Source organism: Chitinophaga sp., from assembly GCF_035761305.1.
Lineage (GTDB): Bacteria > Bacteroidota > Bacteroidia > Chitinophagales > Chitinophagaceae > Chitinophaga.
Genome location: NZ_DASTRI010000197.1, coordinates 15,521 through 31,005 on the forward strand (window position 1 = coordinate 15,521; position 15,485 = coordinate 31,005).

General features: G+C 49.1%; 16 protein-coding genes. 6 read left to right on the forward strand and 10 right to left on the reverse strand.

The window, feature by feature from the left end; translation table 11 throughout:
* Positions 1 to 7: 7 nt before the first annotated feature.
* The 10 genes from VFS25_RS16780 to VFS25_RS16825 form a co-directional block, all read right to left on the reverse strand.
* A complete protein-coding gene (locus VFS25_RS16780) occupies positions 8 to 271 on the reverse strand; it encodes an SdpI family protein (protein ID WP_326463322.1) in 264 nt (87 codons plus the stop codon).
* 52 nt (positions 272 to 323) lie between these two features.
* Positions 324 to 1,871, reverse strand: a complete 1,548-nt coding sequence (locus VFS25_RS16785; protein WP_326463323.1) for a helicase HerA-like domain-containing protein — start codon at positions 1,869 to 1,871, stop codon at positions 324 to 326.
* A gap of 374 nt (positions 1,872 to 2,245) precedes the next feature.
* A complete protein-coding gene (locus tag VFS25_RS16790; protein ID WP_326463324.1) occupies positions 2,246 to 2,596 on the reverse strand; it encodes a co-chaperone GroES family protein in 351 nt (116 codons plus the stop codon).
* 132 nt (positions 2,597 to 2,728) lie between these two features.
* Positions 2,729 to 3,568 (reverse strand): MBL fold metallo-hydrolase, encoded by an 840-nt coding sequence (locus VFS25_RS16795; RefSeq protein ID WP_326463325.1) that lies wholly within the window; start codon positions 3,566 to 3,568, stop codon positions 2,729 to 2,731.
* Positions 3,569 to 3,704: 136 nt separating this feature from the next.
* Entirely contained in the window at positions 3,705 to 4,988 is a 1,284-nt protein-coding gene (locus VFS25_RS16800) for an MFS transporter (protein WP_326463326.1), read from the reverse strand.
* A gap of 19 nt (positions 4,989 to 5,007) precedes the next feature.
* On the reverse strand, positions 5,008 to 5,625 hold the full coding sequence (locus tag VFS25_RS16805) for an ABC transporter ATP-binding protein (protein ID WP_326463327.1): 618 nt from the start codon (positions 5,623 to 5,625) through the stop codon (positions 5,008 to 5,010).
* Positions 5,609 to 6,409, reverse strand: coding sequence for an acyl-ACP--UDP-N-acetylglucosamine O-acyltransferase (gene lpxA, locus VFS25_RS16810; protein ID WP_326463328.1), 801 nt, complete (start codon positions 6,407 to 6,409; stop codon positions 5,609 to 5,611). Before lpxA ends, VFS25_RS16805 begins: the two co-directional genes overlap by 17 nt.
* Positions 6,410 to 6,412: 3 nt before the next feature.
* Positions 6,413 to 7,831: a bifunctional UDP-3-O-[3-hydroxymyristoyl] N-acetylglucosamine deacetylase/3-hydroxyacyl-ACP dehydratase gene (locus VFS25_RS16815; RefSeq protein WP_326463329.1), complete on the reverse strand. Its 1,419-nt coding sequence runs from the start codon at positions 7,829 to 7,831 to the stop codon at positions 6,413 to 6,415.
* A 23-nt stretch (positions 7,832 to 7,854) separates the two neighbouring features.
* Positions 7,855 to 8,904, reverse strand: a complete 1,050-nt coding sequence (gene lpxD, locus VFS25_RS16820; RefSeq protein WP_326463330.1) for a UDP-3-O-(3-hydroxymyristoyl)glucosamine N-acyltransferase — start codon at positions 8,902 to 8,904, stop codon at positions 7,855 to 7,857.
* An 83-nt stretch (positions 8,905 to 8,987) separates the two neighbouring features.
* Entirely contained in the window at positions 8,988 to 10,214 is a 1,227-nt protein-coding gene (locus VFS25_RS16825) for an HD domain-containing protein (protein ID WP_326463331.1), read from the reverse strand.
* A gap of 257 nt (positions 10,215 to 10,471) precedes the next feature.
* On the opposite strand from VFS25_RS16825, the gene VFS25_RS16830 reads away from it, so the two are divergent.
* The 6 genes from VFS25_RS16830 to VFS25_RS16855 form a co-directional block, all read left to right on the forward strand.
* On the forward strand, positions 10,472 to 10,834 hold the full coding sequence (locus tag VFS25_RS16830; RefSeq protein WP_326463332.1) for a hypothetical protein: 363 nt from the start codon (positions 10,472 to 10,474) through the stop codon (positions 10,832 to 10,834).
* A gap of 131 nt (positions 10,835 to 10,965) precedes the next feature.
* Positions 10,966 to 12,519: a response regulator gene (locus tag VFS25_RS16835; RefSeq protein WP_326463333.1), complete on the forward strand. Its 1,554-nt coding sequence runs from the start codon at positions 10,966 to 10,968 to the stop codon at positions 12,517 to 12,519.
* Between the two features lie 97 nt (positions 12,520 to 12,616).
* On the forward strand, positions 12,617 to 12,952 hold the full coding sequence (locus VFS25_RS16840) for a hypothetical protein (RefSeq protein ID WP_326463334.1): 336 nt from the start codon (positions 12,617 to 12,619) through the stop codon (positions 12,950 to 12,952).
* Complete coding sequence (locus tag VFS25_RS16845; RefSeq protein WP_326463335.1) at positions 12,949 to 13,713, forward strand: MBL fold metallo-hydrolase; 765 nt, start codon at positions 12,949 to 12,951, stop codon at positions 13,711 to 13,713. The genes VFS25_RS16840 and VFS25_RS16845 overlap by 4 nt, the downstream gene beginning before the upstream one ends.
* A gap of 79 nt (positions 13,714 to 13,792) precedes the next feature.
* Positions 13,793 to 14,539 carry a helix-hairpin-helix domain-containing protein gene (locus VFS25_RS16850; RefSeq protein WP_326463336.1) on the forward strand — a complete coding sequence of 249 codons (747 nt, stop codon included), beginning with the start codon at positions 13,793 to 13,795 and terminating at the stop codon, positions 14,537 to 14,539.
* A gap of 81 nt (positions 14,540 to 14,620) precedes the next feature.
* A partial coding sequence (locus tag VFS25_RS16855; RefSeq protein ID WP_326463337.1) for an acyl-CoA dehydrogenase family protein occupies positions 14,621 to 15,485 on the forward strand: 865 nt, incomplete at its 3' end.

Below are 15,485 nucleotides of genomic sequence, written 5' to 3' on the forward strand. Positions count from 1 at the left end.
TTGTTAGTTAGCGATGGTTATCAAATTTGCCTTTCAGCTTTCGTTCCGTAAGATATAAAGGCAGGGCTGTAAAAACAAGTACCAGTAGTGTTGGCAATAGTACTATAAAGCTTTCCGTGGATGTTACAGGCAGGCATAGCAGTGCTATTACAAGCAGCGCCAGGCCGCAATAAAACAATAAGCGGCCGGCATATACCTGGGCAAAGTCCCATGCAGCCTGGCTTTTCATGGAACGTGGCGTGCGGTAGCCCATCCAAACGCCATGGCGCAAGGAGTATTAACGCTCAACTTTTGCCTTACGGATAACAATATGCTGTGCAAAATTAAAACCAGCTGGTTTTTTTCCGGCTTCTGCCGCCCAGGCCAAGTGCGCCTAACAGGCTGCGCGTAATTACGCTGGCGGCTGTACGGCCTATCTGGCGGGTTACCGGGCTGTCAAGTACTGTTTCCAGCACGCTCTTTTCTTCTTTTTGCCTGCCGGTTTTGGCAGGCGGCGCAGCGGCTGTTTTTTCTGCTGCTTCCTCCAGTTTGGCGGTTAGTATTTCATATGCGCTCTGGCTGTCAATTTCCTGGTTATATTTTTTTACGAGCCTTGAGCTGTTTACCAGGCCGTCCATTTCGGTGCCGGTTAACACATCCATACGGGAGCGGGGCGATACCAGCATGGTAGCGGCCAGCGGCGTAGGGGTGCCTTTTTCATTCAGGCAGGTGATCAGCGCTTCGCCAATGCCTATTTGTGTTAACAGCTCGTCTGTTTTATAAAAGTCAGATAAAGGATAGTTTTCAGCGGTTTGCTTAATAGCCTTACGGTCATTGGCGGTAAAAGCGCGCAGGGCGTGCTGCACCTTCAGGCCAAGCTGCCCCAGTACGGAAGGCGGCACATCCATCGGGTTTTGTGTGCAAAAGAAAATGCCCACGCCTTTGGAGCGTATGAGCTTAACAATGGTTTCTATTTGCTGCAGCAGCGCATCGCTGGCTTCCTGGAAAATAAGGTGCGCTTCGTCAATAAACAGCACCAGCTTGGGTTTATCCATATCCCCTTCTTCGGGCAGGGTGGCATACAGCTCTGCCAGCAGGCTAAGCATGAAGGTAGAGAAAAGCTTGGGCCGGTCTTGTATGTCGGCTACGCGCACAATGGAAATCATGCCTCTGCCATCATCGCTGATGCGCAGCAGGTCATCTACCTCAAAAGATTTTTCGCCAAAGAATAAGCCGGCGCCCTGTTGCTCCAGCTCAATTGTTTTACGCAAAATGGTGCCGGCGGAAGTGGTGGATATTTTGCCGTAATCTTTTTCGAGCTCCGCCTTGCCTTCTGCCGTCACAAACTGCAGCACTTTTTTGAAGTCTTTCAGATCCAGCAGGGGCAGCTTATTATCGTCGCAATATTTAAATATCATGGCTACCAGGCCGGCCTGCGTATCGTTCAGCTCCAGTATTTTAGACAGCAGCACAGGACCGAACTCACTAACGGTAGCGCGTAAACGGGCGCCTTTTTCCTGGCTCAGGCTTAACAGCTCTGTGGGGTAGGCGGCAGGCGACCACTGGCCGCCTATTTTCTGGTAACGTTCTTCAATTTTGGGATTGCTGGCGCCGGCGGCGGCAATGCCGCTCAGGTCACCTTTAATGTCCATCAGCAACACGGGCACGCTGGCGTCGCTCAACCCTTCTGCTATGATCTGCAGGGTTTTTGTTTTACCGGTGCCGGTAGCGCCGGCAATTAAGCCGTGCCGGTTCAGGGTTTTCAGGGGCAGGTACACATCCGCACCGCTTACTACTTCGCCATTGAGTATGGCGCATCCCAGTTTAAAGTGTTCTCCTTTAAATGTATAACCTTTCTGAATAGCATCCAGGAAGGCTGCCTGATTTGCCATGGTGTATAAATTTTTGCCTGAAGATAATTAATTTTTGCAGGTAGTATATGTGCTTTACCGCATTGAATAGTGTGTGGCTGTAACCATTGGAAATCCGGGAGGTAAGCGGTGGCGGGGTAAGCGCCAAGGGGTTACCTGTATCAGAGATGGTACGGAATGATGCGTTGTTGGATGATATGCCGTGATGAAGGAGGAGGTAGGCTGCAGGGAGAGGGCTGGTATAATGGGGCGACCGAAAAGAATGTAAACCCTTAAATACTAAACGTAAATGTAAAATTCAACCAATATAGTACCGAAACCGGGTTTCGTGGCACCATACTTTTACATTTAGTATTTAAAATATTACATTTTGCATTCTTTCCGGTCCTCCCTGTTTATAGATCTTCTTCTCTTTCCAGCATTAAAATGGCGCTTTGGGGCACTATAAAGTATTTATCGCCCTGGTACACTACTTCTGTAGAGCCGCTGATCAGGAAAATGGCCAGATCGCCTTCCCTGGCCTGTAAGGGAATGTATTTTACCTTTTCTTCTTCCGGCTTCCAGGCTTCGGTTTCTTCCGCAGGTACCGGTATGGCATAACCAGGGCCCGTTTTAATTACATAGCCTTGCTGCACTTTTTCCCTTTCCCCTACGCCGGGCGGCAGGTATAACCCGCTTTCCGTACGCTCATTAGGCTGGGTGGGTTTAATCAGCACCCGGTCGCCAACTACAATCAGTTTCTTCAATTTGTTATCGGATGTGAGGTGTATTGACATTTGTTTTGTACTCCTTTATAGGGCAATGGTATATCAAATTGCATGCAGGAGCAGGGTGGTGTGACAATCTGGCAGCGTTGCCGGCGGTGTACGTGGTGATCCCTAAACATCTTTCAGCGCAAATGTTTCCCCCGCCCGTATGCCCCGTTCTGTTTGCTGCAGCGTGCAGCACTCTACCCGGGGATCATGCTCAAAAAACAGGATGTATTTGTTTTCCAGCGCCTCCTGCAAAAAACTTTTCTTTTCCTGCAGCGTGGTAAGGGGAAACATATCATATGCCATTACATAAGGCACGGGCAGGTGGCCAATGGAAGGCAGCAGGTCTGCCATAAAAACAAGGGTCTGCGCTTTATAGCGGATCTGGGGCAGCATCATGGCATCGGTATGGCCGTTCGCAAAGCGTATGGATATGTTTTCTGTGAATTGAATACCATCCTGCTGGTTAATAAACTGCAGCTGCCCGCTTTCCTGTATGGGTAAAATATTTTCTTTAAGAAAGGATGCTTTTTCCCGTTCGTTTGGTTCAGTGGCCCATTTCCAGTGATCGGGGTTACTCCAGTACACCGCATTTTTAAACGCGGGCGCCAGCTTGCCGCCTTCGCGTACAATACTGCCGCCGCAATGGTCAAAATGTAAGTGGGTCAGGAATACATCGGTAATATCATCCCGGTGAAAGCCGTGCGCAGCCAGGGAGCTATCCAGCGACGCATTGCCATGCAAGTAATAATAGCTGAAGAATTTTGCATCCTGCTTGTTGCCGATGCCGTTATCTACCAGTATCAGGCGGTTACCTTCCCTGATCAGCAGGCAACGCATGGCCCAGCTGCACATGTTGTTTTCATCAGCCGGGTTCAGCTTGTTCCAGATGCTTTTGGGCACTACACCAAACATGGCGCCGCCATCCAGCTTAAAAAATCCGGTATCTATTGTATAGAGTTCCATTTGGCTAAGGTAACGAAATGCAAAATGTAAAATATTAAATGTAAAATGTAAAAGTCGGGGATGTGTTTTATATAACATCATTGTCTGCATTACACACTGCTACCAACTTTTACATTTGAAATTTTACATTTTAGATTTAAGATTTCATCTGCTTCACCAGCGCAGATATGATCCATGCCAGGCCAATAGCAAAAAATACCATCAGCGCCAGCACGGAATTGCGCATGCTGCCGGTTAGCTCTTCAATATACCCAAAGCTGAACATGCCTACTACAATGGCCAGCTTTTCCGTTACGTCGTAATAGCTGAAAAAGGAGGTGGTGTCTTCTGTTTCGGGCATCAGCTTGGCGTAAGTAGAACGGCTGAGCGATTGCACGCCGCCCATTACAATACCTACGGCTACAGCCAGCAAATAAAAATCAGTAGCGGTTTGCATACGGTAACCGGCCACACAAATGGCCAGCCAGAATATAATAACGCCTATCAATACACGCAGGTTGCCGAACCGGGTAGAAAGCCTGGCTATGCCCCAGGCGCCGGCTACCGCCACCAGCTGTATGGCCACCACTGCTATAATCAGGTTGGTAGAGGGCAGGTTAAGCTCTTTGCTGCCAAACAGGGTAGCAGCCAGCATTACCGTTTGCACGCCCATGCTGTAAAAGAAAAAGCCACGCAGGAAACGCTTCAGCACCGGCATTACCTTTACCTGCGCATATACTTTCCGCAGCTCGGTAAAGCCTTCTGTAAAGGCGCCTGCATAGTGTGTTTGCACTGTTGCTTTGGATGCAGGTAAACGGCTCAGGCTAAACAGGGCAAAGCCCAACCACCAGATGCCTACCAGCAAAAAGGTAACCCTTACCGGCGTAGCCCCTGTTAGCCCAAACGGCTGCAGGGCTACCAGCACAAACCCGATAAGCTGCAGTATTACGCTGCCAATGTAGCCCAGTGCAAAACCTTTGGCGCTCACACGGTCGCGGTCTTCCGGGGCAGCTATTTCCGGCAGGTAAGAGTTATAGAACACCAGCCCGCCGCAATAACCAACCGTGGCCAGTAAAAAACATATAGTGCCAAATTCAACGTTGGCGCCATGAAACAGGAACAGGGCGCTGCACGATACACTGCCCAGCAGCGTAAAGGCAAACAGGAAGTTCTTTTTATTGCCCCGCGTATCTGCAATAGACGACAGGATGGGCGACAGCAAGGCAATAACCAGGTAAGCGGCTGCAGAGGCATAGTCGTACAACGCCGAGTTTACGAACCGCGAGCCAAAGAAGGGAATAATCTCGCTCTTGAAATGCGCTTTGGTAACTTCTGTAAAGTAAATAGGGAAAAAGGTAGTAGTGATCACCAGGTTGTATACCGAGTTGGCCCAGTCATACATGGCCCAGCCGTTGATCACTTTCTTACTGGCTGTTTGCATAGTAATTACGAATTATTTCCTACTTGTAGTCCACAATCTGTATTCGCTCCGGGCACATATAGTACTCCTGTTCGTCGTTAGAGCTTACAATAAGCGTGCGCTGCCCGCAATATTGCTCAATTAATTGCTGGTATAGCTGTACCCCTGCGGCGTCCAGGTTGGTGCAGGGCTCATCCAGCAGCAGCACGGGCACATCGGAAAAAACGGCCAGCGCCAGCTTTATGCGCTGTTTCATGCCGGAGGAAAAATAGCGCAGCTGCTTATCCATGGCCTTTTCCAGCCCCACCATGCCGGCTATTTCTTTGGCGGTAAAACCTGGCAATAACGGTTTAAACTGCACATGGAATTGTATGATCTCTGCCAGGGTAAATTCCTCTATCAGCTCCAGGTAGGGAGCTGCAATAGCACAATAGCGGAAAAACGCATCGTTATCGATGGATTTTTCCGCTATGTTATATGTAACGGTACCTTCATTATGATGCAGGTGACCGCTGATAACCTGTAATAGTGTAGATTTTCCCGATCCGTTAGGTCCCAGTATGGCATACCGCCCTCCTTCCAGGAAGGTGAAAGTGATACGACGGAATATCCAGTCGTAGTTAAAGCGCTTGCCGGTGTGGTTAAGCGATATCGTCATTGTTACGGGTGGTATAACCTTTCATCACGCCCCGGCCGGAGTCGCGTATAAAGGAAAGTATCTCGTCCCGTTCATCCGTGGCCGGAAATTCAGCTTCTATAATGCTAACGGCTTTAGATACGTTATAGCCTTTCACAAATATTACGCGGTAAATGTCCAGGATGTGGTTGATCTTTTCCAGTGAAAAGCCGCGGCGTTTTAACCCGATGGAGTTTACGCCTACGTAGGAGAGGGGCTCCCGTGCAGCTTTTACATACGGCGGTACATCCTTACGTACCAGCGAGCCGCCGGTAACAAAGGCGTGATCGCCGATTTTGCAAAACTGGTGTACAGCTACCATACCTGCCAGCACCACATGATCGCCTACGGTAATGTGCCCCGCCAGCGTGGTATTGTTAGAGAAGATACAGTTGTTGCCTACTTCGCAGTCATGCGCAATATGGCAGTACGCCATGATCAGGCAGTTTTTACCAATGGTGGTTTTCCACCGGTCTTTTGTGCCGCGGTTAATGGTCACAAATTCACGGATGGTGGTGTTATCGCCTATTTCTACCGTGGTATCCTCCCCTGCAAATTTCAGATCCTGTGGTATGGCGGATATAACAGAGCCCGGGAATATGCGGCAGTTCTTGCCGATACGGGCGCCTTCCATAATGGTAACGTTGGAGCCTATCCAGGTGCCATCCCCGATTTCCACGTTCTTGTGAATAACGGTGAACGGATCAATTTTTACATTAGGCGCAACTTTAGCGTCGGGATGAATGTACGTGAGCGGGTGGATCATGCGTTATTTGCCTTCTCTAGTTTTAATGATTTGAGCTACCAGGTCAGCCTCTGTGACAACCTTGTTACCAACGAATACGGTACCCCGCATTTCCACAATACCGCGCCTGATGGGGCTCAGCAGCTCCATTTTCAGGATCAGGGTATCACCCGGCAATACTTTTTGCTTGAATTTGCAGTTGTCTATTTTCAGGAAGTAGGTATCATAGTTCTCGGGGTCGGGCACGGCGTTCAGCGCCAGTATGCCTCCCGCCTGCGCCAGGGCTTCTATCTGCAGTACGCCGGGCATTACCGGGTTGCCGGGGAAGTGGCCCTGGAAAAAGTATTCATTGAACGTTACGTTCTTAATGCCCACTACCTGGGTATCTGTAAGATCAATGATCTTGTCTACCAGCAGGAAAGGATAGCGGTGCGGCAGCGTTTTTTCTATGCGGCGTAAATCAAATATGGCAGGCTGGTTGGGATCATAGATAGGAATATCCCGCGCATGCTTGTTCTTCTTAATGTATTGTTTGATCTTTCTCGCAAACTCCACATTGGAGGCGTGGCCGGGGCGGTTGGCAATAATATGCGCCTTAATGGGAAAGCCCACCAGGGCCAGGTCGCCCACCACATCCAGCAGCTTGTGCCGGGCCGGCTCATTGGGGAAGCGCAGCTGTATATTATTCAAAATGCCTTCGCGCTGTACAGAAATGTGCTCGCGTTTAAAGGCCTTGGCCAGGCGGTCCAGCTCCTCTTCTGTTACCGGGCGGTCTACCACCACAATAGCATTGTTAATGTCCCCGCCTTTGATCAGGTTCAGGGAAAGCTGGTATTCCAGCTCATGCAGGAAGCAGAAAGTGCGGCAGGGCGCAATTTCCTTGCGGAATTCCTGCAGGCCTTTTAAGTTGGCGTGCTGGGTGCCCAGTACGGGAGAGTTAAAATCTATCAGGCAGGTAATGCGGTAGTCAACAGCAGGCAGCGCCACCATTTCCACCTTCTTTACCTCATCGTAATAAGAAATATTGGTGTCTATGGAATAATAGATCTTTTTGGCGTCCTGCTCCTGCGGGCCTACCTCATCTATCACTTCCACAAAAGGCTGGGAGCTGCCGTCCATAATAGGTACTTCAGGGCCGTTCAGCTCTATCAGCACGTTATCAATACCGGTGCCGGCCAGGGCCGCCATAATATGCTCTATGGTGCTTACACGGGCGCCGTTGTGCTCCAGGGTAGTGCTGCGGGTGGTATCTACCACATAGTCCACATCTGCCTTTACAATAGGCTGCTCCGGCAGGTCAATACGTTGAAACTTAATACCAAAGCCCGGCGGCGCGGGTTTGAGGGTCATATTTACTTGTGCTCCCGTATGCAAACCAACACCTGAAATTGTTACAGGTCCTTTCAGCGTGTGCTGGTGCTGCGACGCTAGATTTTCCATCATAATTTTTTACTGTTTACTGATCCTTAAACCCTTTCCCGTTCAGAAAGTAGTTGCTTCACCATGTCTTCCAGCTCCTTCACCCTTTTTTCAAGGTCCGGCAAATTTCTAAAAATTGCCTGACTTTTCAGCGAACTTTTATAATCGAACGCCGGGGAGCCAGTTAGCGAAGTGTTTGGATTAGTAATGGACTTGGACAAGCCGCTCTGTGCATTTATTTTGGTATTGTCTGCTATATGTATGTGGCCCACCATGCCTACCTGCCCGCCAATTACACAGTTCTGGCCAATTTTGGTGCTGCCCGAAACCCCTGTTTGGGCGGCAATTACCGTGTTGGTGCCAATGTCTACGTTATGGGCCACCTGTATCAGGTTATCCAGCTTAACGCCCTGGCGTATTACGGTGCTGCCCATGGTGGCGCGGTCAATGGTGGTGTTGGCGCCTATTTCTACATCGTCATGTATCACCACGTTGCCGATTTGCGGCACTTTTTTGTAGGAACGGTCCTCCTGGGGGGCAAAGCCAAAGCCGTCGCCGCCAATAACGCAGCCGGCATGCAATATTACCCGTTTGCCCAGCACACAGTTATCATACACCTTTACGCCGGGGTAAATAACGGAGTCGTCGTTCACTACTACATTATCGCCCAGGTACACACCGGGATAGATTTTTACGTTGTTACCCAATACCACGTTTTCGCCCAGGTACGCAAATGCCCCTACGAAAACATTTTCGCCCATTTTTACTGAGCGGGGAATATAGGAAGGCAGTTGTATGCCGGTTTTATTACCTACCATTTGCTTATACTTTTCCAGCAGCAGCGCAAAGCTGCTGTAAGCATCCTTTACGCGTATAAGTGTAGGTTTTATGGGGCCTTCAATCACCAGGCTCTCATTCACGATCAGGATAGACGCCTGTGTGGTGTATATGAATTCTTCGTATTTAGGATTGGCAATAAAGCTAAGCATCCCATCGCCGGCCTCTTCAATTTTGGCAATGTTGCTCACCTTAACGTCCGGGTTTCCCTCAAGCTTACCATCTAACATGGTTGCTAAGTGTACTGCGCTAAATTGCATAGTTATGATTTATAAAAGTTACCCTCACCGGATTGTATAAAGTTATTCTTTAACATTTTAATTCCTTATAAAACGTTGCTTACCTATATTTTTGGATGACAAATGTAGAATTTTTTTACGGGTATCGCCAATGTATGGCTTACCAGCGCATTGTCTATGGAAGCAATGTCTTTCACCGTGCCGTCCTTAAAAAGAATATTAATTTTTTCATTTGTAATGTTATAGGCCCGGAGGCTGGCGGTGCCTGAAAATACCAGGTAATCCAGCTCGCAGTCCTGCAGATCCCACTGCTGCCGCACCTTTTTTTTCAGCAGGGCTACCGTATCATCTGCAAAAGCCTCATTACTTAATATACATTTCAACAAATTCCTGTTTATCAGCCATTTACATAAAAGCGACAGCACTTTGTCCTCATGCTGGGCCCATACTTTAATGGCCCCCATAATATCATAATCATCCAGCAGGCAAAATTGCTGCAAACATTCCGGCTCCTGCTCAAAATTACTGGCCGTAATAGTATGATACAGAAAGTATTGCAGCGGGGGAGCCGCAAACAGCGCTACCCCTTTTAATGCCAGCTCTTTTGCGCGGGAGAGTATTTTTACCAGCATATTCTCCGCGCTCAGTACTGTTTTATGCAAATAAACCTGCCAATACATCAAGCGCCGCGCCACAATGAACTTTTCTATGGAGTAAATGCCTTTTTCCTCTACCATCAGCTCCCCGTTATGCACGGTCAGCATTTTTATGATACGGTCGTAACCAATTACTCCTTCTGATACGCCGGTATAAAAGCTGTCGCGGTTCAGGTAATCCATCCGGTCTACATCTAACTGGCTGGAAACCAGCTGGTGCAGGAACCGTTTATGATACCGGTCGTTAAATATTTCCAGGGTAAGGGTCAGCGCTCCACCCATCTGCCGGTTCAGATCCTCCATGAGCCAGCGGCCAATGGCTTCGTGCGATACCCCTTCAATAATACCATGCTCCAGCGCGTGCGAATACGGGCCATGCCCTATATCATGCAGCAAAATGGCCATCTTGGCGGCCACCTCTTCTTCCTTTGTAATGTTCACCCCCTTGCCCTGCAGCTCCTGTAAGGCGCAGCTCATCAGGTGGTAAGCTCCCATACTATGGTGAAAGCGCGTATGCATGGCGCCCGGGTACACCAGCTGGGCCAGGGCCATTTGATGGATGCGCCGCAATCGCTGATAGTACGGGTGGGAAATGAGGTTAAAGATCAACGGATGATCTATTGTTATAAAACCATACACCGGGTCGTTTACAATCTTTCGCTTGCGCTCCGTCATTGTATTATACTCACTTTAGCTTATTTACAAAGCTACAGTTTCAATCGGTAACTTTTTCTAATGTATAGACGTTTAACGAATAAATCACCCCTATATGTTACTGGAAGCCGAACGCATTTTTATGTTTACAACCCTTTCTGCTGCTTTCCGGCCTTACATAAAGGGCATTCCGGGCGCATCCCTGATAGAACGTGAAAAATCATAAAAGTTTATTATCTGGCTGATAATGCAGTTTTTTTAACAATTCATTGGCTATTATGTTACGCACACACCTGATCCCGTTTGCTTTTGCCGTTATTTTCCTGGCCGGCTGCCGCAAGGATGATGTTCCTGCCGCCCCCACCCACGTAAAACTAACCCTGATCGCCAGCGATTGCCTGGGCATCATTGTATCTATTGATGATGCAGGCGCCCGTGACCTGGGCAATACCGGCTACCTGTTTGGCGGCCATACCTATACCAGCGCGGCTGTGGTAGAGGGTGGGGCTGAAAGCCTGGGAGATATGGCCCCGGGCAACGTATGTTATGCTGATATAGCCGCCACGCCTTATAAAGACTATACTCACTGTACATATGGCGTTCCGCCTTCAAAAGCCATCAGTATTTTAAAAAGATATTGATGTGCGTTTCAGCTTTAACAATTCATTGATAGTACCAGGGAACGATTTTTGCCGAAAATAGGGTTAAATTGTTCCGGGTTGCCGTATACTGCGGCGCCTTTACTATTTCTTAACGCTGTCAATTATTGTTAATGAGCCAAATAAATATACTTTGGGTAGATGACGAAATAGAATCCCTGAAATCACAGATCATGTTCCTGGAAAATAAAGGCTACAAGGTGTCGGCCCTTACCAATGGGTACGACGCCCTGGAATTCCTGAAAGACCAGGTGGTGGATGTGGTGCTGCTGGATGAGTCCATGCCGGGCATTACCGGGCTGGAAACACTGGGCAAGATCAAGGAAATAGACCAGCAGATACCCGTGGTGATGATTACAAAAAATGAGGCGGAAAATGTAATGGACGATGCTATTGGCAGCCAGATAACCGATTACCTGATAAAGCCGGTAAATCCAAACCAGGTGCTGCTTTCCCTGAAAAAGATCATCGATAATAAACGCCTGGTGGCGGAAAAAACCACTATTGCGTACCAGCAGGAGTTCCGCTCCCTGTTTATGGCGCTCAGCTCAAACCCCAACCAGGAGGAGTGGATGGATATTTACAAAAAGCTGGTGTACTGGGAAATTGAAATGAGCAAGGCTAACAGCCCCGAGATGCTGGAAGTGTTCAACACGCAGAAAGCAGAGGCCAATACGGAGTTTGCCAAATTCATTAGCCGTAATTATGCAGACTGGGTGCATCCCAAGGCAAAGGATGCGCCGGTAATGTCGCATACCCTGTTCCGCGAAAAAGTGGTGCCCAGCCTGGACCCCGACGTACCTAACTTTTTTATACTGATAGATAACCTGCGGTATGACCAGTGGAAGGCCATCCTGCCCATCTTCCTGGAATCTTTCAGGCTGCTGGAGGAAGACAGCTTTTACAGCATACTGCCTACCTCTACCCAATACAGCCGCAACGCCATTTTTGCAGGTATGCTGCCGGTGGATATTGAGCACAAGTTCCCCGTGCAATGGAAAAATGATGATGAGGAGGGCGGTAAGAACCTGTATGAAGAGGAATTTTTTGCCGCCCAGCTGGCGCGCCTGAAAATGGACACGCGCTTTTCCTATACTAAGGTAATTAACCATAGCGATGGGCAGCACCTGCTCAACAACGTGCATAACCTGCTTAACTACCCGCTGAATGTAATCGTGTACAATTTTGTGGATATGATGAGCCATGCCCGTACGGAAATGGAGGTGCTGAAAGAGCTGGCCGGGGATGAAACCTCTTACCGCTCTATAACCACCAGCTGGTTCGAGCACTCGCCGCTGCACCAGGCGCTGAAGCGTATTGCAGACAGGAAGATTAACCTGGTTGTAGCTACGGACCATGGCAGCGTACGGGTAAAAACGCCCATTAAGGTAATAGGCGATAAGCAAACCACCACCAACCTGCGTTATAAGCACGGGCGTAACCTGAACTATGACAACAAGGAAGTACTGGCCTTCCGCGACCCGCGCGAAGCCGGTTTGCCCAAGCCCAATGTAAACTCATCGTATATATTTGCCCGTGAGGATGGCTACCTGTGCTACCCTAATAACTATAACTACTTTGTAAATTACTACCGCAATACTTTCCAGCACGGCGGCATTTCGCTGGAGGAGATGATTGTGCCGGTGGCCCGGCTGGTAAGCAAGTAGATGAGATGTGCGGATGTGCAAATATGCAGATGTGCAGATAAAATGCATTCCATTTGCATAGCTGCATATTTGCACATTATTGTTTTATTTTTGTAGGATGAACATCAAAATCACACCCAATAACCTAACCCGACTGGAGAAGATCTTTGACGAAGCCAAATATGTGCTCCGGTTTGAGAAAGGCTCCTTTACCTCCGGGTATTGTATATTGGAACATAAGAAGGTGGTGGTGATCAACAAATTCCTGAACCTGGAAGGGCGTATTAATACCCTGCTGGATATCCTGGGCACCCTGCAGCTTGATACCACGCTCCTGAGCCCCGACTCGGCAAAGCTATACCAGCAGGTACAGGAAAACAGGAGTATTACTGATACAGACAACACCGGCGGGCCGGAGCAGCAGCCGCCTTCTGAAGAACAATCCGCAGAATGAAGATCACTTTTCTTGGAACAGGCACCTCACAGGGGGTACCGGTAATTGCCTGTAATTGCCGGGTATGCACCTCACCCGATAAAAAAGATACCCGCCTGCGCAGCAGTATATTGGTAGAGTCGGAGATAGGAAATATTGTAGTAGATACCACGCCGGACTTCCGGTACCAGATGCTGCGGGCACAGGTAAAGCACCTGGAAGCCGTATTGATCACGCACTCTCATAAAGATCATATAGCCGGTATGGACGACATACGGGCCTTTAACTATTTTCAGCAAAAGCCTATTGATATTTACGCCACGGATTTTTCGCAGAATGTAATTATGCGGGAGTTTGCCTATGCTTTTGCGGATTTTAAATATCCCGGCATACCCGAGCTGAACCTGCAAACCATTACAGACGAGCCTTTCAGCATTAAAGACTTTGCCATTACCCCCATACAGGTAATGCACCATAAAATGCCGGTGCTCGGTTTCCGGTTTGGTGATTTTACCTACATTACCGATGCCAACTTTGTGGCCGATGAGGAAAAGGAAAAAATTCTGGGTTCCAGGGTGCTGGTGCTCAATGCGCTGCGTAAGGAAAAGCACATTTCGCATTTTACCCTGGGCGAAGCCATTGCCCTTGCACAGGAGCTGCAGGTGCCGCAGGTATATTTTACCCACATTAGCCACCAGCTTGGCCTGCACGCAGAAGTGAATACAGAGCTGCCGCCCGGTATGGCCCTGGCATATGATGGGCTGCAGGTAACGCTTGACTAATAATCCCGCGCGTACATACCCCGCTTAACTACGGATTAACTATCTGCTGTTTTTCCAATCCCTAACTTGGCAGCTTTTTATGGAAAAAAGGCCGCTGCGGGAGTACTTTACTTTTACCAAACGAGAGCGTACCGGCATCGTGGTGTTGCTGGCGCTCATTGGGCTATGCCGCTGTATACCCCTGGTATGGGAGGCCTATGCCCCGGCAGCGGTGGAGGCAGACAGTACCTTGCTGGCAGAAGCGGCAATATTTGAACAGCAGCTAAAGGCAGCAGATACCGTAACGCGCCGCAGCTTTTCATATACCCGTAACAGGTATTCCGCAAGATTGGGGCGGCCCGCAGCTGGCCATCGGCAGCATTTTCACCGTGACAGCTTGTTCACCCGCCGCACCTATACCCCTTTTCCGCCGCGGCCTGCGCGCAAACCGGTGGTAGTAGCCATTAATGCAGCTGACTCCGCGGCCTGGGAGGCCCTGCCAGGTATAGGACCGGTGCTGGCAGCACGTATTGTTCGCTTCCGGGATAAGCTGGGCGGCTTTTACAGCACAGCACAGGTGGCGGAAACCTATGGCCTGGCAGATAGCACATTTAAAAAAATTCAATCGTCGCTGCGTGCAGATAGTGTTTCTCTAAAAAAAGTGAATATCAATAAGATGGATGAGCAGTCTTTGGCAAAACATCCATATATACGTTATAAACTGGCCCGCCTCATTGTCCGCTACCGCAGTGTGCACGGGCCTTTCGGCGGACCGGAGGCGCTTCTGAACATTCCATTGGTAGATGATAGTATTTATCGTAAACTTGAACCGTATATCAGCTATTAGCCGTTAACTGCCTGCCAGTGCACTGCGCTTCTGCTACAGTTGACAGCTAATAGCCAACCGCTTAAAATTAAACCCCCTATTATGGATTTTCAGCTTTCGGAAATGCAGCAGCAGATTGCAAAAATGATCCGCGATTTTGGAAAAACGCACATACAACCCCACGTAATTGACTGGGATGAAAACCAGGAATTTCCGTTACCCCTGTTTAAACAGCTCGGCGAGCTTGGATTAATGGGCGTGCTGGTGCCCGAACAGTATAGCGGCAGCGGTTTGGGCTACCCTGAATATGTAACCGTTATCAGCGAAATAGCAAAGTTCTGCGGCGCCATTGGCCTGAGCGTGGCTGCCCACAACTCGCTGTGCACCGGGCATATATTACAGTTTGCCAATGAAGAGCAAAAGCAGCGCTACCTGCCCAAACTGGCCACGGCAGAATGGATTGGCGCCTGGGGATTAACAGAGCCCAACACCGGTTCCGATGCCATGAACATGAAATGCGTGGCCAAACAGGATGGCGACCACTGGGTATTAAACGGCACCAAATGCTGGATTACCCACGGTAAAAGCTGCGATGTGGCCGTGGTAATAGCCCGCACCGGTGAGCTCCGCGACAGCCACGGCATGACGGCTTTTGTGGTGGAAAAAGGCACACCCGGTTTCAGCGGCGGTAAAAAGGAAAATAAGCTGGGTATGCGCGCATCTGAAACAGCAGAAATGATATTTGATAACTGCCGCGTTCCGGCTGCCAATATACTGGGCCAGGTAGGAGAGGGCTTTATACAGTCTATGAAAGTGCTGGATGGCGGCCGTATTTCCATTGCAGCGCTTTCGCTGGGTATTGCCAAAGGCGCATATGAAGCCGCCATAAAATATGCCCAGGAACGCCACCAGTTCGATCAGCCCATTGCCAACTTCCAGGGCATTGCATTTAAGCTGGCAGATATGG